Source organism: Streptomyces sp. NPDC056373 (assembly GCF_042262425.1).
Taxonomy (GTDB): Bacteria; Actinomycetota; Actinomycetes; order Streptomycetales; family Streptomycetaceae; genus Streptomyces.
The window spans coordinates 53,993-75,375 of record NZ_JBHJPX010000023.1 but is presented as its reverse complement, the minus strand read 5'-3'; the positions used below and the strand labels follow the sequence as shown (position 1 = coordinate 75,375).

Below are 21,383 nucleotides of genomic sequence, written 5' to 3'. Positions count from 1 at the left end.
CGTCAGTCTCCGTGCGGTACGACCGCGACCGGACAGCGGGCATGGTGCAGCACGGCATGCGCGACCGGGCCCAGCCGGCCCTCCGCCGCCCTCGTGTCGGTGCGGCGGCCCACCACGAGCAGGTCCGCTCTCCGGGAGGCGTTCAGGAGCGCCTCCGCGGCATGGAGCAGCATGAGATCGGTGGACACCGTCACCCGCGGGTACTTCTCCTGCCATGCACGCAGTGCGTCGGAGAGCCCCAGCACCTCCTGGTCCTCCCAGGTGGCGCGGTCTTCCTCCGTCACCACGAAGGAGCGCGGGGAGACCGATTCCGCGGGGAGGGCCCAGGCCTGCACCACGCGCAGGCGGGCCGTGCGTGCGTCGGCGGTGCTGAACGCGAAGTCGGCCGCCTCACCGGCCGGCCGGTGGGCGTCGAAGCCCAGCACGATCGTGCCCGTGCCACGGGGCGCAGCCGTGGAGTCGGCGAAGGTGCTGGTGGGGCGGGGGACGAGCACGACGGGGCAGGGGGCCGCCGCCGCCGTCCGCAGGGCGACCGAGCCGACCACCAGATCCTGGAAACCGCCTGTTCCACGCGTGCCCACGACGAGGAGTCCCGCATCGCGTGCCGCGCGGAGGAGAGCGACGGTGGGCGGCTCGTCCGCCTGCCCGCCCGTCACTTCGAGGTCCGGGTGGCGGGCGGCGAGATCTTCGACCGTCCGCTGAAGCACCCGGGCGCCCATCAGGTGCAGGCGTTCCAGCGCCGGACCCGCGGCCGTGGGCCCGGAGAGCCGCGGAGCCACCCGCAGAAGCCGTAGCGGGACACCGCGCAGAGCGGCCTCCCGCGCCGCCCACCCGGCCGCTGCCGCCGCACACTCGGACCCGTCGATGCCCGCCAGAACAGGGGGACGCATCCCGGCCTCCTTCATCCGGCCCGCACCCTCCAGGGCGCCGAGTCTCCTCGTCTCCACTGTTCCACGCCACGACCGCTCCGGCGCCCGGGCCGGCCCGCCGTACGGCCGCAGCCGCGAACACGGTTCACATGGACGCGGGGCGTCCGTGCCACCTGAGGATCTCGCTGGCCGGAGGATCGTCGGCCCTGTGGAGGACACCCGGGCCACGCGATGTCGTCGACAGCGAGGAACGGCTCGCCGACCAGGGTGGCGAGGGTCGCCCCGGTGAACGCCTTGACGTCCCGATGGAGGTGGGACTGGTCGGCGTAACCGGTGTCGGCCGCGACGCGGGCCGCGCCCTCACCAGCGACCAGGCGGTGGGCGGCGTGGTCGAAGCGGACCAGTTTCACGGCGCGTTCGGGCGGCAGGCCGAGCTGCGACCGGAACCGGGACCACAGCCGCTCACGGCTCCATCCGACCTCGGACGCAAGCCCGTCCACCCGAACGAGGCCACGGCTCGTGACGATCCGGTGCCAGGCCCAGGCCACTTCGGGGTCCACGGGCGATCTCGCCTCATACCGGCGGGTGAGCAGCGCTAGTCAGCCCTCCGCCGGGCCGGTCCGCCGGATCAGCCCTCCGCCGGCGCGCGCAGCGGCTCGCCTACGCTCCTGAGGTGGCGCAGCGCCTCCCGGTGCGAGGCGATCAGTCCCGTCTGGTGGTACGGGATGCCCAACTCCTCGCAGTACCGCTCGGTGATGACCTGGGCCCTGGCGAGCGCGGGTGTCGGCATGCTGGGGAAGAGGTGGTGCTCGATCTGGTAGTTGAGCCCGCCCATGAAGGCGTCGACCAGTGCGCCGCCCCGTACGTTGCGCGAGGTGAGAACCTGGCGGCGCAGGAAGTCCAGCCTGCTTCCCTCCTCGATCATCGGCATCCCCTTGTGGTTGGGCGCGAACACCGAACCGAGATAGATCCCGAACAGGCCCTGGTGGACGGCGAGGAAAAGGAGTGCCTTGACGGGGGAAAGGACCGTGAAAAGGCCGCCGAAGTACACCACGAAATGCGCCACGAGGAGCGTGCCTTCGAGTCCGGGCCTCTTCATCGACGGACTCTTCAGAGCCCGAAAGCTGCTGAAGCTGAGATTCAGCCCTTCCAGGGTCAACAGCGGAAAGAAGAGCGCGGCCTGGTGCTTTCCGACGAAACGCGGCAGACCCCGGGCCGTGCGCGCCTGTCGGTGCGACCAGACGAGAATGTCCGGCGAGACGTCCGGGTCCTTCCCCTCGTGGTTGGGGTTGGCGTGGTGCCGGGTGTGCTTGTTCATCCACCACCCGTAGCTCATGCCCAGCAGCAGGTCGGCGACCAGCAGTCCCCCCGCCTCGCTCGGCCGTCGACGGGAGAAGACCTGTCGGTGCGCGAGGTCGTGGGCGGCCAGCCCGAGCTGACCGAAGACCACGGCCAGGGCGACGGCGACGAACATCTGGCCCCAGCTGTCCCCCAGTGCGACAAACGCGCCGACGCACCCCGCGAGCGCCAGGGCGACCAGTCCGAAACGGACGGTGTAATACAGGGGGCGGCGCCGGAGAAGTCCGGCCTCGGATATCCGCCGAGACAATTCGGAAAAATCACTTCCCCTGTTCCGCTGCTCTCGTGCTCCTCGCGTCGGCAGGTCCATCTGCAGAGCCATCGATTTGGTCATGACGCTCAGTATCCTGAGCTTTCTCCGCCGGCATAATGACGTCCACCCCCTGATGGGGGGTGGAGTCAGCGCCACCATCGTTCCGGGGGAAGACCGCAGATGCGGCCGAGTCCACGGCCGGCGGGTCGGCCCATCCCTGCGGGCGGGACCTCACTCCGTCAGGTGCGAGACCACCGAGCGCATCGCATGCCGCAGGGCCGGGACCGTCTCCTCGGGCGCGTCGATGGTTTCGAACCCATGGTGGCCGTTGGGGACATCGACCACTTCGAGTCGCGCTGCGCACTTCTCGGCCGCGGTCACGAACGCTTCGACGGTCGCGGCGATCTCGGGAGCCTCCCGCCCGGCACGGACGAGGACGACAGGCAGAGGCCCCGCTTCTTCGACGGCCCTGACAGGGTGAAAGCGGCTGCCTGCCATTCCCCATGAGGGAAAGGGAGCCAGGATGGGATAGGAGGCGGCCAGGCAGCGCAGCCACGCGGGAGGCCGGGTCAGCCAGTCCGTGGTGAGGGGGCCGGCGCCCGAGAAGAACCACAGGGCGATCCGGTCGGCGTCCACCCGGGCGTCGGCCCGCACGAGTTCCACCGCGGCGGCGATGTCCGCGGCGGCGCGTTCGTAGTCCGCGATGTCGTGAAGACTGTGGTCGAGGGCTGCGCCGATCACGCCTTCGGCGGCGGCCAGGCGGGCGTAGCCCACCAGGGTCGGCCACTCACGCGGACTCGGCCGCGCTCCGGCGGGGACCGGTCCGCCGTGCACGAACACCACGGCCGGTCGCGGACCTTCGCCGTCGGGAACGTACAGATCCACTCGGCCCTGGCGGTCGCGAGGCAGCTCGGGGACGTCCAACGGGAACGGGCGCAGATGGGCGGGCGGCGGCGCATCGCCGCCGACCGGCCGCAGGCGATGCCCCTCACCGGCCGCGGCCCGCAGCAGGACGTCTGCCAGTGCGGCGGGACATGACAGCATCGGCCAGTGCCCGGTGGGAAGGTCGAAGAAGGTGACCTGAGGCTGGGTCAGGGCCGCCAGCGCGGGGTCACCGAAGTCGACGAGCCTCTGCACCAGACCGATACTGGCGCCGTTCCCGGTGCACAGCACGCCGGTGAAGGGAACCGCGGCGACCGCTCCGGTCAGCCGCAACGGCTGCAGCAGGGTGCCCAGCGGCTGCGGCGCCGCCAGGGCGGTCAGCCGCTCCAGGGACGCCTCGTCGACACCATCGGTGCTGCCCCAGCGTTCCCACTCGTCGTGAGCCGGTGGCGCAAGCACGCCCTCCCGCTCGCCTGCCTCTGCACGTTCGGCCAGCTGCGCGCGCAGCGCCTGATCCGGCACGGCGGCCAGCGCCGGAACACCGTTCTGCGGCATCCCGCTGTCCAGGTACACGACGCGGGCGATGCGCTCCGCCCGCCGGTCGGCGGCGCCGAGCACCGGATGGATCCCGTAGTCGTGACCCACGAGCACGATCTCCTGCCCGGACGTCACGTCCACCGCGTCGATGGCCGCGATCACGTCCTCGATGTGCGTCTCCAGACCGACGTCCGCCGGCATGGCGGGGCGGGCCGGGTCGACGCCCGTCAGCGGGACCGCGCGCACCGTGGTGCCCGCTGTGACCAGTCGCGCGGCCGTCTCCTGCCAGACATGAGCCCCGGTGAAGACACCCGCCACCATGATGAACACCTGCACAAAGCCCTCCCGGACTCGTCCGTGACGGCGCGCCGGTCGCGTACGCCGTCGTCCGCGGGCAACGGCGTCCGCCGGCCCGCGCACCGGTACCGTAGGAACTCCCCCTGAGGGAGGTTCAACTGTTCACTTCACATGAGGTGTTGTGGAGCATCGGGGAGCTCGCCGAGCGTGCCGGTGCCACCGTGAAGACCGTCCGCTTCTATTCCGACCAGGGCCTGCTGCCCGAAGCCGCCCGCACCAGTGGCGGACACCGCCGCTACGGCCACCAGGCACTGGAGCGACTCCAGTTGATCCGCTCCCTGCGCACCCTCGACCTGCCCCTGCCCGAGGTACGCCGCATCCTCGAGGACGAGGAGGCGGCAGGCCGGGCACTGGAGGGCGCCCTCGACAGCCGCCTGCGTGAACTCGGCAGTGAGCTGAAGGCACTGCGCTGGAGGGAAGCGGCACTCCAACTGGTGCGGGACTGCCCGCCGGCTCAGCGCGCCGGCCGGCTGAGGCTGCTCAGCTCGCTGAACACCCCACCCAGCACCGCACCGCTGGCCAGGTTCTGGCGCGCCTGGCTGCCGGCACGGATGCCACGCCGGGCAACCGCGGCATTCCTGGAGGCGGCCGTTCCCCAGCCGCCCGACGAACCGCACGCGTCCCAGGTGCTCGCCTTCGCCCGGCTGCATGCGATGACGACGGCTCCCTGCCCGGGGGGTCGGCAGCCCCAGCCGGAGGTACACCGCGTAGCAGGGGCCGACGGTGCCGTCCTGCTGTACGCGGGCCTCATAGAAGCCTTCGAACTCGCAGCACCACACCTGCGCCGGACCAAGGACCCGCAACCGGGCGAGGCTCTGGACGCCTACGTCGCGGCGTACGCCGGTGCCTACCGCAGCCGTGACACCGACGAGTTCCGCCGCGTGCTGGCGACCCGTCTGGCGGCCGAGGCACGGCTGGATAAGTACTGGGAACTCGCCACCATCGTCCTCACCCCGCCCGGCACCCACCCGCAGCCGACCCCGGGCTCCGCGGACGACTGGTTGCGCGCGGCGCTGCAGCGGGACAACGCCCGAGCGGCGTGAAGCACCTCCCAGGGGGCGCTTCGCGAAACGTGGAGGCGCCCCGTACTGACGGGCTCACCGGCCACGGCCCGTGCGAGCAGGGCCCACTCAACGCACCGGGAAGCCGCAGGAGTAGCCCTGGTCCTTGAGCCAGGGGAGGATCCGCCGCAGCGCCTCGACGGTCTGGGACCGGTCGCCGCCGGCGTCGTGGAAGAGAAGCGTCGGCCCGTTGGGCAGTTCCCGCTCCACGGTGGCGACGATGGTGTCCGTGCCGGGCCGCTCGAAGTCCTTCGTGTCCACGTTCCAGCCCAGCGGCCGCATCCCCCGGGACGCGGCGAACTTGCGGCTGTACGGGGTGAACGCTCCGCCGGGCGCCCGGTAGTACATCGGCCGGACACCTCCGGACGCCTTGGTGATCATGCGTTCGGCGTCGAGGATCTGCCTCGACTGGTAGGCCTCGGATTTCTTGTCCATGGAGGTGTCGTGCGACACGGTGTGGTCGCACAGCCGATGCCCGTCCGCGACGACCTTCTTCACGAGGTCCGGGTGCGCCTGCGCCTGCGTCCCCACCATGCAGAACGTGGCCTTCACCCCGTACTCTCGCAGCACGTCCAGCACTTGAGGGGTCCACACGGGGTCGGGGCCGTCGTCGATGGTGATGTTGACGCCACGCGCCCCCTTGTCCGAGGCGTGCGCGATGCCGACGGCCACCGGCTCGGTGTCACCGGCGGGTGAGGCGGACGCCGATGCATTCGGTGCCGGCGTACCGGTGGCGCCGGCCTGCGCGGTCCACACCGACGCGCCGGTGGCGAGCACCGTCACCCCGAGCGCCGCCCCGACGACCTTGCCGTACCAGCCCCGCCCACCACCGTGCCGCGCCATGTCCGCCCCGCTTCCTCGAAGTTCCTCGCCCGACCCCGGCCACCTTGCGGCCACCTGACAGGACGAGGGACGACGGCTGCGGGATCCCTCCGTTACGGATCTCGGACAATTCCGCAGGGGTGCACGGACAAACCGGCTCCACATCCACCCCGGCAGAGTATGGGGCGGTCACCTGGCCGAATCCTCAGCCTTGACCTGTCCCCCTCGGCTCACCCCAGCACCACGGCCACCGCCAACGCCCCCACAAGTGAGTCGATCCGGTCCAGCAGCCCTCCCGCTCCCGCCAGCCACCGGCCCGAGTCCTTGACCCCGGCACCGCGCTTGACGAGGGACTCCACCAGATCGCCCGCCGGCCCGCCGACGGCCACCGCGGCAGCCGCAGGCCAGCTCCATGCCGACAGCAGCGCGAGTACGGCGAGGCCCGCCGCCGCCCCGCACAGCGTTCCGCTCCACCGCTTGGCCGGGGACAGTGGTGACAACCGGGGGCCGCCCAGCCGGCTGCCCGCGAAATAGGCCACCACGTCGGCGATCGACACCGCGGCGAAGAGCGCCAGCCCGAGCGTCCCCAACGGCGCCAGCACGGCCAGCACGCCCAGCCAGACCAAGCCGAGCAGACCGGTGCCGAGCCGTCGCAGTCCGTCCTCGGCATCGCCGGCCACCAGCGGTAGGGCGACCAGAGCGAGCACCGCGACCGCGCCCACCCGCCAGACCTGGTCCGGCGTCCACGCCGCGGCGACGATCAACGCGGTGACGGCCCCGGCGAGCACGGCCCGGTCGACGCGGGGGAGTCGGGCCAGCGCCCCGAACTCCAGCACCGCGACCACCGCGACGACTCCGGCGAGGAGGGCGATCCCGGGCCGCCCCCACCAGAACGCGGCGGTCACCAGCGGCACACCCACGGCCCACGCACACCACCGGACCAGCAACTCCCGCCGCCGCGCCGCCCCCACGGCCACGCCGCTCATCAGCAGCGCGCCGCCCAGCCACGGCGCCAGCGCGGCCACTGAGGTCACCGTGCCGCCCCGACGCCCGGCACCACGGCGGGACGCGCCCGCAGTTCACCGAGGGCGGCCCGGTAGGCGTCCACGATGCGGGCGTTCTCGCCGGTGTCGCGGACCGCGACGCGCACCGTGCGGCCCTCGTAGGCCGTCGACAGTGGTGACAGGTCCCGCAGGTACACACCGTGGTGCCGGCACTCCGCTACCAGAGCGGCGGCGCTCGGTCCGCCCCTTGGCAGGGTCAGGGACAGGAAGTTGGCCACCGATTCCTCGACCGTGACCGAGGCGTCCTCCGCGGCCAGGTCGGCGGCGAGCCGACGGCGCAGTTCGTGCGTGCGCCGCAGGGCGGTTGCGTAGTACGCGGGGTCGCGCAGTGCCGCCACGGCCGCCAGCTGGGCCGGAAGCCCCACCGCCCAGGGCGGCGTCCACCGGTTCAGCTCCGCCGCCGTACCCGGCTCGGCCACCAGGTACGCGGCCCGCACACCGGACAGGGCATACGTCTTCGACATCGAGGTGCAGACCATCACGCGCGGGTCCCGCGCGGCGAACGGGGCGAGCGACTCGGCGGGATCGACGTAGCCGAGGTACGCCTCGTCGATCCACCACCGCGTCCGGGCCGGGGCGGCGGTGATCACCTCGCGCAGCTCGGCGGCCGGTGCGTGACGGCCGGTCGGGTTGTTCGGATTGACCACGACCACAAGGTCGTACGCTCCCTCGGCGACGGCCGCCGACAGCCGGACCGGATCGATGCGCCAGCCTTCGTCGCGCCGCAGCCGAAACCGGTCCACGCGGCAGCCGATCACCCGCTCCGTGACATGGGCGTACTCGCCGTATCCGGGGTCCATCAGCAGGACCCGGCTCGTCGATGTCAGCCACCGGCCGAAGGCCCGGAAGATCAGGTCGGAGGAACCGGCACCGACCGCGAGCGTCCCCGGGGGCAGGCCGCGGACCGCGGCGAGCTCCGCGAGCAGACCCTCCGCACCGGTCGGCGGTGAGGTGCGGGCGACCCACCCCACGTCCTCGGCGAGCGCGGCGCGCGCCCCGGGGGCCGGTGCGAACCAGGCGTCGAGCACGTCGGCCGTCACCACCTCGTGACGCCGTCCAAGAGTGCGGAAATCCGTGCCCACAGCGGCGAACGAGGCCCCTCCGTGCTCGCAACCGTCCGGCCGGGGTGCGAACGGCGTGTCCAACTGCCAGTCCACTCCGGCCGCCAGCCGGGCCAGGGTCGCAGCATGCCGGCCTGCGGCACACCGCGACAGCTCAGCCACTTCCCCCGTCAGCACGTCGAAGTCGACCGCCCCGCTGCGGACGGTACGGCCGACGGGACGCAGACCCGCCGCCCTGTACATGCCGAGCAGGTCGGCACGGCCCATCGCCACCACCCGCCGCCCGCCCCGGGAGGCGATCCAGCGCAGCGCCGCGTACATCAGCAGTGCGCCTGCCGCGCCTGCCCGTGCGTCGGGCTCGACGGTGAGCAGCCGCACCTCGAAGACGTCGGCCTCGTCGAGGAGCGGGAGCTCCGCCCGGGTCAGGTACTTGTCCAGCCCGTACCTGCCGGCCCATGGCGGCGTCACGCTCACGAACCCGACACGATCCGCACCCCGTTCCGCGACCAGGTAGACGTTGTCGCCGTCCAGCCCGTCGACCAGCCGCCCCTCGGCATTGGGCACGTGCTGCCCCAACTCCTCGGCGTAGACGCGGTGGCGCAGTTCGTGAATCCAGGACATGTCGCCGGCTGTGGCGGAACGCAGACTGAGGGCACGGGCCATCGGAACCTCTTCGGACGGGGACAGGGGGTCCAGTGTGGCCACGACCGGCCCGCGGGCAGCAGGGGCGGAATGCCCGGACGGTTTGAGTACGCGTACTCAGGCGCTTCCGCTCGCCGGTGCCCTGACCGCTGCGCTTTCGTGCCATGAACCTTCGAGGGCCCGGGAGCGTGGCTCATGCCCGGCGGACCGCGTACCCCAGGTACGTCACGAGCGGGCGGTTCTCCGGCTCGAGCACCATTCCGACCAGCTCCGGCAGTTGATCATCGGTCAGCGTGCCTCGCCGGCGCCCACGCGTCGCGCGCACCAGACTGCGTACGTCGCGCGGCTTGAAGGACGAGACGTCCTTCGCCGACATCCCTGCCCTGTCCAGGGACTCGGCCAGCTCGACGGGGCGGCGCAGCCGGTGAGCGGCGTAGCGGCGCCGGGGCATGATCCGTGTGCTGGGGAAGGTCTGGAAGGCGCCGAGGTAGACGAGGCGGGACACGGGGGTGCGGTTCACCGTGTCGTAGACGAGAGCACCGCCGGGGCGCAGCACGCGTGCGGCCTCCCTGAGGACCGCATCCGGCCGTTCGGTGATCTCGAGGGTGTCGGCGCAGTACACCAGGTCGAAAGAACGGTCCGGGAGGTCGAGTTCCTCCGCGGGCGTCGTCAGGTACGTGACGCCGGGTCCGCCGTCCGCGCCCAGCGCCAGGGCTGTCGCGGCGGGGGACGGATCGGCTCCCACGGCCTCGAACCCGAGCCGGGCGAGACCGCGGGCGAGAAGGCCACGCCCGCTGCCGACCACGAGCGCCCGGCCGCCGTCCGCCGTGAGGCTCAGCTCCCCGAGCACGCGCCGCAGGTACTCCATCCGTACGGACTGGAAGGTCACCGCACGGATATGACGCCCGTCGACGGCCGCGGGCGAGTCGAGTGCGATGCGCGGGGCGGTGGGCATGCCGGGCTCCCTCGACGATCAGGTTCAGGTTTCCACAGGAAACCTCGGCCCTGACGAGTGCCCTCGAACTCGGGCCCCACGACGCTGCGGAAGCCCGAACCGGACCGGCGGCCACGACCTCGCCGCCGATCCCGAGCCGGCCGGGCCGCTCCTACCAGATTCCGCTCTGGAGGTACGGGTTGACGGCCCTGAAGTTGGGGTCGTAGCTGGCCCGGAACACATAGTTCGCGTCGGACTGGGTGAGCCAGCCGGACGTGTGCGCGTAGCCGGTGCCGTCCGACAGATAGGTGCCGTCGGCGAAGGACCAGCTTCTGCCGCCGTCCCTGCTGATGTCCAGCCAGATCCAGCCACGCAGGTCCCAGCCGGAGCCGACGAGCCGGCCCCAGCCGTACTGGTAGCCGTTGTAGTAGCCGGAGCGGAGTTCGATGCCGATCGTTCCGCGCTGGTTCGGGGCATGGGTCACGCGATCGGTGGTGGCCATCACCTGGTCGGTGTTGATCGTTGCGGGTGCGGCCTGCGCGGGTGTGGCGAGCGCCGTGACACCCAACGCACCCAGCGATCCCGCCACCGCCGCGGAACCGGCCGACCTCAGCAGCGCCCTGCGGTTCATGGAGTGACTCATGAATCCCCCTCGTCTCGAAAAGTGAAGGCGCTGACCTACGGCAAGCGCCGTGGTCAGAACCTAGCGGGGGAGCGGTTGCCGAGCTCCTGACACATGTCAGGGCAACGCCTGTCCGTGCCGTCGCCGCGGACCCATCGCCCCGGCCCCGTCACGGCTCCTCGTCCTCTCGGCGCCGCTCCTGACGCAGCACTTCGTCGAGGTCGCCGAGCCGGTCAAGATTCTGTACCGCGCGCCGCATGCGGGCGTTGCCGGACAACCGGTGCCGGTGACGGTGCAGAAAAGCCCAGTACCCGGAGGTGAAAGGGCACGCGCGCGGGCCCGTGCGGTCGGTCGGCCGGAAGGCGCAGCCGTCGCACAGATCGCTCATGCGGTGGATGTAGGCGCCTCCGGAGGTGTACGGCTTGGTGGTCATCCGCCCGCCGTCCGCGTACTGGGACATGCCGACCACGTTGGGCACCATCACCCAGTCATAGCCGTCGACGAAGCAGCGGTGGAACCAGTCGGTGACGGCGGCCGGATCCCACCCGCGCTGCAGCGCGTGGCTGCCCAGCACCATCAGACGGGGAATGTGGTGCGTCCACCCGGTGTCCCGGACCTGGGCGAGCGCCTCGGCCAGACAGCGCGCGGTGACCGCGTCCGCGTCGAGTTCGCCGAAGTAGGCCGGCAGTTCCCGCGTGTGCCCGAGAGCGTTGCCGTGCCGGTAGTCCTCGCCGAAATGCCAGTACAGGTGCCAGACGTACTCCCGCCAGCCGGCGACCTGCCGGACGAACCCCTCGGCGCTGTTCACCGGGACGGTGCCCTGCCGCCAGGCGCGCTCGGCGCGTTCCACGCACTCGGCGGGGTGCAGCAGCCCCAGATTCATCGAGGACGACAGCAGACTGTGGGCCATCACCGGGTCGCCGGCCAGCATCGCGTCCTCGTACGGTCCGAAGGCGGACAGCCGGTGCGCCACGAAGCGGCGCAGCGCCGACAGGGCCTCGCGCCGGGTGGCCGGGAAGCGGCGGGGGCCGTCCCGCCCGACGAACCGTACCCCGTCCTCACGCTCCCACCGGTCGAGGTCCTGACGCACCTCGGCGTCGATGTCGTCCTCCCGCGGCCGGTAGGGCCCGGGCACCTCCAGCGCGGTGGCACCGCGCGGCGGCGGCTCACGGTTGGCGTGGTCGTGGTTGAACCGGCCCCCGGCCGGGCTGCCGCCGTCCATCAGCAGGTCGTGCCGCTCCCGCACCCAGCGGTAGAAGTTCTCCTGGAGCAGCCGCCGCCCACCGAGCTCCCCCGCCCATTCGGCGAACTCCTCGTGCGTGACGAGGAAGCCTCGGGCGGGCAGCACCCGCACTCCCGGCAAGGACCGCACCAGCCGCAGCGCCGCGAACGAGGTGGGGTGACACACGGTCACCCGGGCATCGCCCACCGCCCGGCGCAGACCCTCGGAGTAGGTCTCCGCCCGCACGTACGTCACCCGCTCACCCAGCTCCGCCGCGCGGTGCCGCATCGCCGAGAGCACCAGATGGGCTTTGGCGCGGTGAAAACGCCTGCGCCGGAAGACCGACTTCGCCTCGATCATCACCACAGGCGCCCCGTGCCGGGGGCCCAGCTCACCGGCGGGAGTGAGGAAATGCGGGCCGAGCTGGTCACCGAAGAGCCAGTGCGGGGTGGACATGGCAGGGAGCCTTCCGCCGGGGTGGGGCATGCGTACGGGCGATGAGATTTCGCCCACCGGAGCGCTACCGGATGCGGTCGACCGCCGAGCGTCCCCCGTTCGGGTGCCGATGAACGAGCACCCACAGCTGCGACGGCGGCCATCGGATCAACGCCGAGTGCCGTCGCCGAGAGCCTGCCGGCAGGCCAGTGCGTCGTCCTCCCCGAAAGCGGCGAACACGATGCGGTCGAAACGGCCGGGGCAGGCTTCGAGCCGGTCCGACGCCCCGGGCCGACGACGCGCGGGCACTCGCCTCCTCCGGCCACAGCGCGAAGACCCCGGCGGGCCGTTGCCGCGGCCATGCTGGCAGCGTTCCTCGCCGTATCCGCCGTATCCGCCGTATCCGCCGTATCCGCCGTATCCGCCGTATCCGCCGTATCCGCCGTATCCGCCGGCAGCCCCGGTCGGGATACGGCCGCATCGGCGTTGAGCGGGCGCAGCGCCCTTCGCACGTGTGCGTCCTCTGCGCCCGGCCGGGGGCGAACCTCTCAGAACAGCCCGTTGCCGTGGGGCAGTTCGGCCGGAACCGGCGCAACGACGTCCCAGTGCTCGACGATCTTGCCGTCTGCCACGCGGAACAGGTCGTAGTAGGCGACCGGCACGCCGAACTCGCCCTCGGACTGCGTCAGGACGAACTCGCCCTCGGCGATGACTTTGTGGACCTTCTTGTAGACGAGGTTCTTGCCCTGCTCGGCCCACCGGGCCGCGGCCGCGCCGAAGCCGTCGAGGCCGTCGGCGGCCTCGGGGTTGTGCTGGTGGTAGGACTCGGGGGAGATGTAGTCGGTCAGCACCGAGTAGTCGGCGCCGACGAAGACCCTCTCGGCGAACTCGGCCACCAGGGCGCGGTTGGCTTCGGTCCTGACGGTCTCGGTGACAGCGGCAGGGCCGTCGGTCTGGGAGCGGCCGGACACGGTGTCCGCCACTCGCGGAGTGAGGGCGTCCCAGTGCTCTGCCAGCTTGCCGTCGGCGTCGACGCGGAAGATGTCGAAGCCGACGAGCGGGTCGGGCCCGAAGCCGCGGTACGTGCCGTGCAGGACTACCAGGTCGCCGTCGGCGATGACCCGGGCGCCCTCGTAGCGGAAGTCGTCACCGAGGCCGGCGACGAGTTCGCGCAGGGCTTCGGGGCCGTCGGCGGCGAGGGCGCTGTGCTGCGTGTAGCCCGCGGCCACCCAACGGTTCACGGCGGATGGATCCTTGTCGCCGAACAGTTCGGCGACGGCCTGGAGAACGGTGTTCTTCGCGTTGCTCATGACGGTCTTCCTCGCTTGTGCACGTGCGCTGGAGGACCAGCGCGGGATCCGCCGACGGTCAGCGGCGGTATGTTCAAACTAGGCCTGAACGGTGAGGCGGACCGACGCCTCGGGCGACCTGTGATGTTCAAAAACCGACACCTTCACTTCCGGGGTGGCGCGGTTCAGCCCCGGGTGGTGCGTACGACGTCGGCGAGGGACGTGGCTGAGCGGCCGGTGAGGCGGGGCACCGCGTCGCTGACACCGTCGAGTTCACCGGACGCGATGGCCGTGTAGGTGGACACCCAGGCCTCCAGCTGCCACGGCGGAACGCCGTAGGAGGCGCGGGAGGCATAGGCCTCCTCGATCGTCTCCGGCTGGTAGGTGACGGTGCGTCCGAGCTGCTCGGAAAGGATCACGGCCGCCTCGTCCAGCGTCAGGGACTCGGGCCCGGTCAGGTCGTAGGCGAGGCCCGCGTGGTCGTCCGGGCGGGAGAGCACCGTGGTGGCCGCGTCGGCGATGTCGTCCTGGCCGACGAACGCGGCACGTCCCTGTCCGGCCGGGCCGCGGATGACGTCGTCCTCGCCGACGAGGTCGGGGACGAACTCCGCGTAGAAGCTGTCCCGGAGGAAGGTGTACGCCAGGCCGCTGGCCCGGATGTGCTGCTCGGTGTGGAAGTGGTCGCGCGCCAGAGTGAAGGTGGCCTCCGGACCGGCGCCGTAGAAGGAAACGTAGACGATATGCCGGACCCCCGCCTCCGCGGCGGCGTCCACGAACGCCTTGTGCTGGGCGAGCCGTTCGGCGCTCTCGGAGGCGGACACCATGAACACGGTCCGGATGCCCGCGAGGGCCTCGAGCACCGCGGCCCGGTCGGCGTAGTCGCCGCGCACGGCCACCGCACCGGGGAGCCGCGGGGCACGGTCGGGGCGGCGGACCACCAGTCGCTGCGGCATGCCCCGCTCGGCGAGACGGCGGGCGACGCGCCCACCGAGACGGCCGGTGGAGCCGGTGACGGCGACCAGGGGAACGCTCCCCTCAGAACCAGCAGGGTTCGCGGATCCCGGAGGGCTCGTGTATCCCGCGGAACCCGCGGATCCCATCGGCAGCTCGGACATGATGTGTGTGTCTCCTTCCGGTGGTGACCAGGACGCTCCACCGGGGCCCGTCAGAGGCCGATCCGGTCGATGCGCGCCCTGGGCGGGGGGTGAAGATCCGGTCCGTTGCGAAACCGCTGCGGGCGAAGAGGGCATCGACGTTGGAGGTCATCACCCACCGGCACCATCACCCTTCGCCGTCCTTTCCGGTTTCCGTCACGAGAGACAAGCCCGTTCCTCGCCTCTACGACCAACGTAGGGCCACACCTGCATAAATACCGATAAACTTCTGACTGATGATGGCCAAAATCCGACACGGTTCGTCGAAGGGGATCCCTGAAATCCCCTTCGCCGCGCCCGCGGGAACCCCCGCGGGCGTCGAGGTCATGTCCCTTGCCGAACTGCGCCGTCGCGTTCCAGGGAGCACTCTGGCCCGCCCTCAGCGTCCCGGCTTCCACCACCTGCTCACCCTCACGACCGGCAACCTCCGGCAAACCGTCGACTTCCATGGTCACGTGCTGCGGCCGGGCTCCTGGCTGTGGGTGCGTCCGGGACAGGTGCACCAGTGGGGCGACGTCGACCGGGCCGAGGGCATGCTGATCCTCTTCCGGCAGGACGTACTGGACGCGGCCACCGCGACGGCCGCTCTCGTCGACGACCCGCACGCACCCGTCGTCACCACGCCGGAGGCCGACGACGCCCAGGCCTTGATCATGGCGTCGGAGCACTTGCGCCACGAGTTCCAGGCGCTCGGACGGCTGCCACTGGAGATCCACAGGGAGGCCCTGCGTCACCTGCTGGCGGTCCTCCTGCTGCGGCTCGCCCACCTCACCGCCCCGGCCGACGGCCCTCCGCCGGAACGGGGCGAGACGTACCTGCGGTTCCGGGACGCGGTCGAACGGGACTTCACCCGCACTCGGAGAGTGGAGGACTACGCCCGCATGCTCGGCTACTCGGCGCGCACCCTCTCCCGGGCGACGGCGGCAAGCGCCGGGCTCAGTGCGAAGGAGTTCGTCGACCGCCGGGTCGAGCTGGAGGCGAAGCGTCTGCTGGCCCACGGCGACCGGAGCGCGGCCCAGATCTCGGACCAGCTCGGCTTCGTCAACCCCTCCCAGTTCAGCAAGTACTTCATGCACCGCACGGGACAGTCCCCGATCGCATTCCGCAGGGCGGTCCGCGGACACGGCAGCCGGAACGGGTCCGAGTCGCAGGGTGATGCCGCGGTCTGACTTCGTCCGGTTCAGCCCTGCCGACCACAGCGGGATGAAACCCCGGCGGTCTTCGCAGACAGGCAGCGGCGTAGGCATACCGTCGGCCGGCCGCGGGCAGTGCTGAACCATGTCTACGGATGACGGCGTTGCGGCCGGAGTGCAGGTCTGCTCTCTCAAGGTCGATACACCTCAGCTGATCTCGCCGGGGGCCACGTACAAGATCGTCCGGTTTGCCTTCGGGACGGCGGAGCCGACGGACCGGTTCGAGATGCACCAGGCCGTCCAGCCCGACGGCTACGTGGTGAGTGACTGGTCGACGGACGACCGGAGCGGCCTGATCTGGCCGTCCAAGGCCGGTTGGGGCCATCTGCACGCGATGATCCAGTGGGAGCCCGCCAGCGGCTCGGCCGGTTACACGGAGCTGCGCGACCAGTACGTCCGTGACCCGCTGGGCCTGACCCAGACCCCCAACGACACCACGGCGACCGAGCACCGCACGCCGACGCCCGGGGGCCAGTACTACGTCAAGAACCATGGCGTCTTCGTCGTCCCCGGTACTCCGCTCGCGCTCCGTGTCACGCACAACGACGCCGCCCCGCGTCTGCTGACCCTCGCCGAGTTCAAGCTCGTCATCCACGACGCCGCGTAGGCCGGCGCGTTGAGCCCCTGGGCAGCGATGACCGCCCCGGCGAAGGAGCCCACGACCACGTCATGGCGTCCCGGCGTGGCGCACCGCGTTGGTCGCCGAGCGGAGGCCACACCACCGAAGCCGGGAAGAGGCTCGGCCGAGAGCGGCTTCAGCCCACGACATCAGAGGGACCTCGCTGCTGTGGACGGGGCGTCGCTTCGGGGCGTGGTCACTTGCGTGGCCGTACCGATTCCCGGATGACCAGCTGGGTGCTCAGCACCACGTGGTTGTCGCCCGCGATGCTCTCCTCCCGGTCGAGCGAGAGGCGCACAGCGGTCCTTCCCAGCTCCTCGTAGGGGACCCGCATGGTGGCGAGACCCAGGTGACCTTCGTCAACGCGGCCGGCGACACCGTCTACCAGAAGCTGCGCGCCGCGATCACATCGGGCGACGCACCGTGCCTGTCGAAGATGGACGGGATGAACCTGGCGACCTTCGCCGCCGACGGGCTGCTCACCGACATCACCGAGGTCGCCGCCCCGTACAAGCCCCGCTACACGGTCCCCGCCTGGAACGCGGTCAGCCCCGGCGGTGCCACCTACGGCATCCCCACCGGCTCCTCGCCGCTGTTCACGGCCTACCGGGCCGACCTGTTCCAGAAGTACGGCATCAAGGCCCCCACCACCTGGGACGACGTCATCGCGGCGGGCAGGGCCGCGCAGAAGAAGAACAAGAACGTCAAGATCTTCTACATGGCGGGCGAGGACCCCAGCACCCTGGTCGACCTTTCCTGGCAGGCCGGCGCCCAGTGGTACAAGATCGACGGAGACCACTGGGTGATCGACTTCACCTCGCCCGAGGCGCTCAAGGCGGGCGATGTCGTCCAGCAACTGATCGACGGCAACCTCGCCTCCAACGCCTCCTACGCCGCCCCCGGCGTCTTCAAGACCTGGGACCTCGGCAAGACCGTCCTGATGACCACCTCCACCTGGCAGCTCCCCGGCACACACCCCGCCGACGTACCCAACCTGGAGCCACTCGTGTCCACCCTGACGCGGCCTTCCGAGGCGGCGCGGCTGGACGGGGCGAAGGAGTGGCGGATCGCCTGGTCGATCAAGGTGCCGAACATCACCGGGATCCTGGTGATGACCGGCATGTTCTCCCTGATCGGACGTCTCCAGCTGTTCTACGAGCCGCTGTTCCTGCGGTACGTCGCGCCCGAGTCCATCGGCACGGACTTCACACCGATGCTGGAGATCTTCGACCGCGCCTTCAAGACCGGCGACTACCAGTACGCCGCCGCCGAGTCGCTGGTCCTGGCCGCGATCACCGGCATCCTGGCGTTCGTCTTCTACCGCGTCACGAACAGGAAGATGTCATGAGCAGTGTCGCCTCCGGGGGCGGTGCGCGCCCCAGCAGGCGCGCGGTCGCCCTCACCACCGCCCTTCTGATCGTCTTCCTGCTGTACTCCCTCGCCCCGACCTGGTTCCTGCTGGTGGCCTCGACGAAGAACCAGCCGGACCTGTACTCCACCTTCGGTCTGTGGTTCTCCGGGAACCACTTCGCCGGCAACATGCGGGCGGTCTGGGAGTACCACGACGGCGTGTTCGGCCGCTGGATCCTCAACTCGGTCCTCTGTTCCACCCTCGGCGCGGCCGGCTCCACGCTGATCTCCCTCGCCGCCGGATACGGCCTGGCCAAGTTCGGCTTCCGCGGCCGGGGCGCCCTCTTCGGTGTCATCGTCGGTGCCTCCCTGCTGCCGAGCACCCTGCTGGCATTCCCGCTCTACCTGGTGTTCGCCGACATCCACCTCACCAACACCATCTGGGCGGTGCTGATCCCCTGTTTCATCAACCCGTTCGGGGTCTACCTCGGCAAGGTCTACGCCGACACCTCGGTACCCGCCGAACTCATGGAGGCGGCCCGCATCGACGGGGCGGGCGAGGCGCGGATCTTCGCGTCGATCGCGCTGCGGTTGATGAGCACGGGCGGCATCACCATCTTCATGCTCGACTTCGTCGGCATCTGGAACAACTTCTTCCTGCCCCTGTTCATGCTCAACGGCGAGCACACCTTCCCGGTGACCCTGGGGCTCTTCTCCTGGGTGCAACAGGCTCAGAACTCCCGCGACATGAACACGCTCGTCCTGACCGGCTCCCTGCTGTCGATCATCCCGCTCGCAGTCTTCGTGTTCGCCCTCCAGAAGTACTGGCGCAGCGGAATCCTCATGGGCAGCCTCAAGTAGAGGTCACCGGCCCAGCCGCGGCGCCCGCCCATGGATGTGCCCGAAAGGCCCTTGACCGGGTCCGGCTTCGCCGGAGGATGAGGGGAAGACGGAGCCTCCGCTGAAGCGGGGGCCTTGGTGACACCGACAGCAGGGAGCGAGCCCTCGCCGAGGCACGCGGAGGGGCGCGTGCGGCCGGGGGCGCTGGGCGTCGCGAACCCACGCCCGACCCGAGTTGACAGGGTTTGTACGCAGGGCGAATCTGGAAATAGATGCCCTTGAACGGCCCCTCACCAGTCTGTGAGGCGACCAGACTTGCGTTCGTCATCTCCGGCCGCGCCCGGGAGGAGACTCGCATGCACGGGCCGTACCCGGCCCGGTTCACGACCGTCGTGGCGTGTCTCCTCCTGGTTGAGCCCGGACACCGGGATTACCTGTCAGGCGAAGTCGCGTAACTGAAAGGACGGCGTCATGTCCGAGAACTACGACGACGACGTGAGGGCGGCCATCGAGAGACCCGACACCGGCGATGGACCCGGCACCGACAACCTTGACGACCTTCCGGAGAGCGACTTCTTCGACTCCACCGGGGGCAACGCCCAGACCGGCCCCCGAGCCACCGCCACCATCCCGTACGACTACCCCGTCGCGGATTTCATCGACGAGCTCAGCGCGACGGGCCACGTCACGCACACGTCGTACAAGAAGACGTCGGTCACACTGCACCACAACGCCGGCAGGCTTTCGCACCAGGGTGTGCTCGAGGTCTGGAAGGTACGTCCGGCTTCGGCCCACTTCGACGTGGACGCCGCCGGCGCCGTCGCTCAGTACGTCAAGGTGCACGAGTACGCCTGGGCCGTCGGCAACACGACCGGCAACCAGGGCTCGATCAGCATCGAAATGGCGAACGCGACCCTCGCGCCCAACTGGACGGTCGGCGATACCACCTGGAAGAACGCCGCACGTCTCGCCGGCTGGCTGTTCGCCGAGGTGATCAACGAACGCCCCAGTGAGAGCAACCTCTTCTACCACCACCACTGGTCCTCGACCGTCTGCGCCGGCCCGTACATGGACCAGATCTACGCCCAGGTCCTCGCCGCGGCGCAGGTGGCGTACGACCACTTCACGTCTGCACACGCCGCCCTTCGGCCGGACACCGAGCCCGTACCCCTCGAGCACCACCGCTGACCAGTCGGGACGAGCTCGACAAGGGGCGTCACCATGACACCTCGCGGACGCCCGCCCGGCTCTGCGGCTGGGTCGTGGCGGTGATCTCAGAGCGGTGATGGCTCGCCGAGAACGTCACCGTGAGTGTCTGCGCCCGGGTCCGGCTCGTACTCACCGTGAACCCCTGGTTGGGCACCGCGGAGATCAGGCACACCGCGTCGTCGCCGAACCGCACGGTGGCCTTTCCGCCCTCTGAGGGCACCGTGTAGACGCCGGCGCCGCCTTCCTGGCAACCCGGGTCGTCCGCGCCGGCCGGAGGCGGGGTGCTGGTGCGGGCGGTGGGCGTCGGCGTGGGCGTCGGGCGGGGATCTGCCGCCGGCGTGCTGCTGCGGGGCGGCGGGCCGGGTCTGCGGCTGCTCGCCGAGGGGCTCGGGGAGGCCTGGGCGGAGGTGGGGCCGGGCCGCGGGGACTCCAGGGGCTGACTCGGCGCCGACTGCGCGACCGGCGCGGTCGGCCGGGTCGACCCCACCACGAAGTGGATCGTGAGGATGACCGCGGTGACGCTGGCTGCCGTGCAGGCCAGCCATATGATCAGGTAGCGAAGGAGGCGGGACACGGCACCATAGTGACGGACCGGCTACCGTGCCTGCTCATGGCCTGCGTACTTGTCGTCGAGGACGACCCCGTCATCCGGGCCGCGCTGATCGATGTCCTGACCGGGCACGGCTACGCGGTCAGGACCACCCACCAGGGATTCGAGGCGCTGCGCGAGATCACCCAGAGCCCGCCGGACATCGTCGTGCTGGACCTGGGGCTGCCCGATCTGGACGGCCTCGACGTGCTGCGCATGATCCGCGGCATCTCCCGCGTGCCGGTCCTGGTCGCGACCGCCCGCGACGACGAGAGCGAGATCATCCGACTGCTCAACGCGGGGGCCGACGACTACCTGGTCAAGCCGTTCTCCGGCGGCCAGCTCGCCGCCCGGCTCGCCGCCGTGCTGCGCCGGTCGGTGCCCGCCGACGTCGAGGCGGCCCGGCCGCCCGTTCTGCAGGTGGCAGACCTGCGCATCGACCCGGTGGCGCGCACCGCGCACCTGGCCGGCCGGGAACTTCCGCTGACCCGCCGCGAGTTCGACCTGCTCGCCTACCTCGCCGCCCACGCCGACCAGGTCGTCACACGCCGGCGCATACTCGCCGAGGTGTGGCAGCAGCCCTACGTCGAGGACCAGACGGTCGATGTCCACCTCTCCGCACTACGCCGCAAGATGGGCGAGAAGGCGCGAAACCCCCGCTATCTACGCACAGTTCGCGGCCTGGGCATCAAGCTGGTCAGCTCGCCATGAGACGCGCACTCGCCGGAATCGCACTGGCCGTCACCTCGATGGTGGCCCTGTCCTTCCTCATCCCCCTCGCCCTCCTCGTACGCGAACAGGCACGGGACCGGGCCACCACCGCCACCGAGCAGCGGGCGGCCGCCCTGTCCCCGGTGCTCGCCCTGACCACCCGGCGTGCCGACGTGCAGCAGGCCGTCGCCGAGCTCGGCTCCTCCGACCAGCTCGTCGTGGGGGGGGGGGGCGGGGGCGGCGGGGGGGGGGCGGGGGCGCCCCCCCCCGCCCCCCGGGGGGCCCCGCGGGCAACAATGAGACGGGGCC

General features: G+C 71.0%; 19 protein-coding genes and 3 pseudogenes. 8 read left to right on the top strand and 14 right to left on the bottom strand.

Annotated elements, in window-relative coordinates; translation table 11 throughout:
• Positions 1 to 2: 2 nt before the first annotated feature.
• The 4 genes and pseudogenes from ACFCXS_RS35855 to ACFCXS_RS35840 all read right to left on the bottom strand — a co-directional run bounded on the left by ACFCXS_RS35855 (position 3) and on the right by ACFCXS_RS35840 (position 4,236).
• On the bottom strand, positions 3 to 890 hold the full coding sequence (locus tag ACFCXS_RS35855) for a universal stress protein (RefSeq protein WP_376647538.1): 888 nt from the start codon (positions 888 to 890) through the stop codon (positions 3 to 5).
• An 11-nt stretch (positions 891 to 901) separates the two neighbouring features.
• Positions 902 to 1,465, bottom strand: a pseudogene (locus tag ACFCXS_RS35850) (helix-turn-helix domain-containing protein); the annotation flags it as partial.
• A 32-nt stretch (positions 1,466 to 1,497) separates the two neighbouring features.
• Positions 1,498 to 2,562 (bottom strand): fatty acid desaturase family protein, encoded by a 1,065-nt coding sequence (locus ACFCXS_RS35845; RefSeq protein ID WP_376647537.1) that lies wholly within the window; start codon positions 2,560 to 2,562, stop codon positions 1,498 to 1,500.
• Positions 2,563 to 2,712: 150 nt separating this feature from the next.
• Positions 2,713 to 4,236, bottom strand: a complete 1,524-nt coding sequence (locus tag ACFCXS_RS35840) for an alpha/beta hydrolase (RefSeq protein ID WP_376647536.1) — start codon at positions 4,234 to 4,236, stop codon at positions 2,713 to 2,715.
• Positions 4,237 to 4,355: 119 nt separating this feature from the next.
• Here ACFCXS_RS35840 and ACFCXS_RS35835 point away from each other — a divergent pair, with 119 nt between their 5' ends.
• Positions 4,356 to 5,300, top strand: a complete 945-nt coding sequence (locus ACFCXS_RS35835) for a MerR family transcriptional regulator (RefSeq protein WP_376647583.1) — start codon at positions 4,356 to 4,358, stop codon at positions 5,298 to 5,300.
• Between the two features lie 87 nt (positions 5,301 to 5,387).
• Here the strand turns inward: ACFCXS_RS35835 and ACFCXS_RS35830 are convergent, their stop codons facing one another.
• The 8 genes from ACFCXS_RS35830 to ACFCXS_RS35795 all read right to left on the bottom strand — a co-directional run bounded on the left by ACFCXS_RS35830 (position 5,388) and on the right by ACFCXS_RS35795 (position 14,524).
• Positions 5,388 to 6,161 (bottom strand): polysaccharide deacetylase family protein, encoded by a 774-nt coding sequence (locus ACFCXS_RS35830; protein WP_376647535.1) that lies wholly within the window; start codon positions 6,159 to 6,161, stop codon positions 5,388 to 5,390.
• A gap of 209 nt (positions 6,162 to 6,370) precedes the next feature.
• The gene (locus tag ACFCXS_RS35825) at positions 6,371 to 7,174 is read right to left on the bottom strand and encodes a phosphatidate cytidylyltransferase (RefSeq protein ID WP_376647534.1); all 804 of its coding nucleotides are present in this window, start codon (positions 7,172 to 7,174) and stop codon (positions 6,371 to 6,373) included.
• A complete protein-coding gene (locus ACFCXS_RS35820) occupies positions 7,171 to 8,928 on the bottom strand; it encodes an aminotransferase class I/II-fold pyridoxal phosphate-dependent enzyme (protein WP_376647533.1) in 1,758 nt (585 codons plus the stop codon). The genes ACFCXS_RS35825 and ACFCXS_RS35820 overlap by 4 nt, the downstream gene beginning before the upstream one ends.
• 172 nt (positions 8,929 to 9,100) lie before the next feature.
• On the bottom strand, positions 9,101 to 9,862 hold the full coding sequence (locus ACFCXS_RS35815) for a class I SAM-dependent methyltransferase (protein ID WP_376647532.1): 762 nt from the start codon (positions 9,860 to 9,862) through the stop codon (positions 9,101 to 9,103).
• Positions 9,863 to 10,013: 151 nt separating this feature from the next.
• Positions 10,014 to 10,484 (bottom strand): hypothetical protein, encoded by a 471-nt coding sequence (locus ACFCXS_RS35810; protein WP_376647531.1) that lies wholly within the window; start codon positions 10,482 to 10,484, stop codon positions 10,014 to 10,016.
• A gap of 148 nt (positions 10,485 to 10,632) precedes the next feature.
• Positions 10,633 to 12,141 carry a cryptochrome/photolyase family protein gene (locus ACFCXS_RS35805; protein WP_376647530.1) on the bottom strand — a complete coding sequence of 503 codons (1,509 nt, stop codon included), beginning with the start codon at positions 12,139 to 12,141 and terminating at the stop codon, positions 10,633 to 10,635.
• Positions 12,142 to 12,668: 527 nt separating this feature from the next.
• Positions 12,669 to 13,430, bottom strand: coding sequence for a nuclear transport factor 2 family protein (locus ACFCXS_RS35800; protein ID WP_376647529.1), 762 nt, complete (start codon positions 13,428 to 13,430; stop codon positions 12,669 to 12,671).
• Between the two features lie 164 nt (positions 13,431 to 13,594).
• A complete protein-coding gene (locus ACFCXS_RS35795; RefSeq protein WP_376647528.1) occupies positions 13,595 to 14,524 on the bottom strand; it encodes an SDR family oxidoreductase in 930 nt (309 codons plus the stop codon).
• Between the two features lie 275 nt (positions 14,525 to 14,799).
• Here ACFCXS_RS35795 and ACFCXS_RS35790 point away from each other — a divergent pair, with 275 nt between their 5' ends.
• Together ACFCXS_RS35790 and ACFCXS_RS35785 are read left to right on the top strand one after the other, a co-directional pair.
• Positions 14,800 to 15,732, top strand: a complete 933-nt coding sequence (locus ACFCXS_RS35790) for a helix-turn-helix domain-containing protein (RefSeq protein ID WP_376647527.1) — start codon at positions 14,800 to 14,802, stop codon at positions 15,730 to 15,732.
• A gap of 109 nt (positions 15,733 to 15,841) precedes the next feature.
• Positions 15,842 to 16,363 (top strand): hypothetical protein, encoded by a 522-nt coding sequence (locus ACFCXS_RS35785; RefSeq protein WP_376647526.1) that lies wholly within the window; start codon positions 15,842 to 15,844, stop codon positions 16,361 to 16,363.
• Positions 16,364 to 16,571: 208 nt separating this feature from the next.
• Here ACFCXS_RS35785 and ACFCXS_RS35780 read toward each other — a convergent pair.
• A pseudogene (locus ACFCXS_RS35780) lies at positions 16,572 to 16,718 on the bottom strand (substrate-binding domain-containing protein); the annotation flags it as partial.
• Positions 16,719 to 16,724: 6 nt separating this feature from the next.
• Here ACFCXS_RS35780 and ACFCXS_RS35775 point away from each other — a divergent pair.
• The 3 genes from ACFCXS_RS35775 to ACFCXS_RS35765 all read left to right on the top strand — a co-directional run bounded on the left by ACFCXS_RS35775 (position 16,725) and on the right by ACFCXS_RS35765 (position 19,753).
• Entirely contained in the window at positions 16,725 to 17,723 is a 999-nt protein-coding gene (locus ACFCXS_RS35775) for an extracellular solute-binding protein (protein ID WP_376647525.1), read from the top strand.
• A complete protein-coding gene (locus ACFCXS_RS35770) occupies positions 17,720 to 18,586 on the top strand; it encodes a carbohydrate ABC transporter permease (RefSeq protein WP_376647524.1) in 867 nt (288 codons plus the stop codon). Before ACFCXS_RS35775 ends, ACFCXS_RS35770 begins: the two co-directional genes overlap by 4 nt.
• A 450-nt stretch (positions 18,587 to 19,036) precedes the next feature.
• A complete protein-coding gene (locus ACFCXS_RS35765; protein WP_376647523.1) occupies positions 19,037 to 19,753 on the top strand; it encodes an N-acetylmuramoyl-L-alanine amidase in 717 nt (238 codons plus the stop codon).
• A gap of 28 nt (positions 19,754 to 19,781) precedes the next feature.
• Here the strand turns inward: ACFCXS_RS35765 and ACFCXS_RS35760 are convergent, their stop codons facing one another.
• The gene (locus ACFCXS_RS35760; protein WP_376647522.1) at positions 19,782 to 20,348 is read right to left on the bottom strand and encodes a hypothetical protein; all 567 of its coding nucleotides are present in this window, start codon (positions 20,346 to 20,348) and stop codon (positions 19,782 to 19,784) included.
• A 36-nt stretch (positions 20,349 to 20,384) separates the two neighbouring features.
• On the opposite strand from ACFCXS_RS35760, the gene ACFCXS_RS35755 reads away from it, so the two are divergent.
• Positions 20,385 to 21,074, top strand: coding sequence for a response regulator transcription factor (locus ACFCXS_RS35755; protein ID WP_376647521.1), 690 nt, complete (start codon positions 20,385 to 20,387; stop codon positions 21,072 to 21,074).
• A pseudogene (locus ACFCXS_RS35750) lies at positions 21,071 to 21,383 on the top strand (two-component sensor histidine kinase); the annotation flags it as partial. The gene ACFCXS_RS35755 and the pseudogene ACFCXS_RS35750, both read left to right, overlap by 4 nt.

Bases quoted from the DNA above. Each gene is read 5' to 3' on its own strand.
- ACFCXS_RS35770 (WP_376647524.1), top strand. From the start codon at position 17,720: ATGAGCAGTGTCGCCTCCGGGGGCGGTGCGCGCCCCAGCAGGCGCGCG.
- ACFCXS_RS35830 (WP_376647535.1), bottom strand. From the start codon at position 6,161: ATGGCGCGGCACGGTGGTGGGCGGGGCTGGTACGGCAAGGTCGTCGGG.
- ACFCXS_RS35785 (WP_376647526.1), top strand. From the start codon at position 15,842: ATGTCTACGGATGACGGCGTTGCGGCCGGAGTGCAGGTCTGCTCTCTC.
- ACFCXS_RS35820 (WP_376647533.1), bottom strand. From the start codon at position 8,928: ATGGCCCGTGCCCTCAGTCTGCGTTCCGCCACAGCCGGCGACATGTCC.
- ACFCXS_RS35755 (WP_376647521.1), top strand. From the start codon at position 20,385: ATGGCCTGCGTACTTGTCGTCGAGGACGACCCCGTCATCCGGGCCGCG.
- ACFCXS_RS35800 (WP_376647529.1), bottom strand. From the start codon at position 13,430: ATGAGCAACGCGAAGAACACCGTTCTCCAGGCCGTCGCCGAACTGTTC.
- ACFCXS_RS35790 (WP_376647527.1), top strand. From the start codon at position 14,800: ATGATGGCCAAAATCCGACACGGTTCGTCGAAGGGGATCCCTGAAATC.
- ACFCXS_RS35795 (WP_376647528.1), bottom strand. From the start codon at position 14,524: ATGTCCGAGCTGCCGATGGGATCCGCGGGTTCCGCGGGATACACGAGC.
- ACFCXS_RS35765 (WP_376647523.1), top strand. From the start codon at position 19,037: ATGTCCGAGAACTACGACGACGACGTGAGGGCGGCCATCGAGAGACCC.
- ACFCXS_RS35810 (WP_376647531.1), bottom strand. From the start codon at position 10,484: ATGAGTCACTCCATGAACCGCAGGGCGCTGCTGAGGTCGGCCGGTTCC.
- ACFCXS_RS35805 (WP_376647530.1), bottom strand. From the start codon at position 12,141: ATGTCCACCCCGCACTGGCTCTTCGGTGACCAGCTCGGCCCGCATTTC.
- ACFCXS_RS35845 (WP_376647537.1), bottom strand. From the start codon at position 2,562: ATGACCAAATCGATGGCTCTGCAGATGGACCTGCCGACGCGAGGAGCA.
- ACFCXS_RS35815 (WP_376647532.1), bottom strand. From the start codon at position 9,862: ATGCCCACCGCCCCGCGCATCGCACTCGACTCGCCCGCGGCCGTCGAC.
- ACFCXS_RS35855 (WP_376647538.1), bottom strand. From the start codon at position 890: ATGCGTCCCCCTGTTCTGGCGGGCATCGACGGGTCCGAGTGTGCGGCG.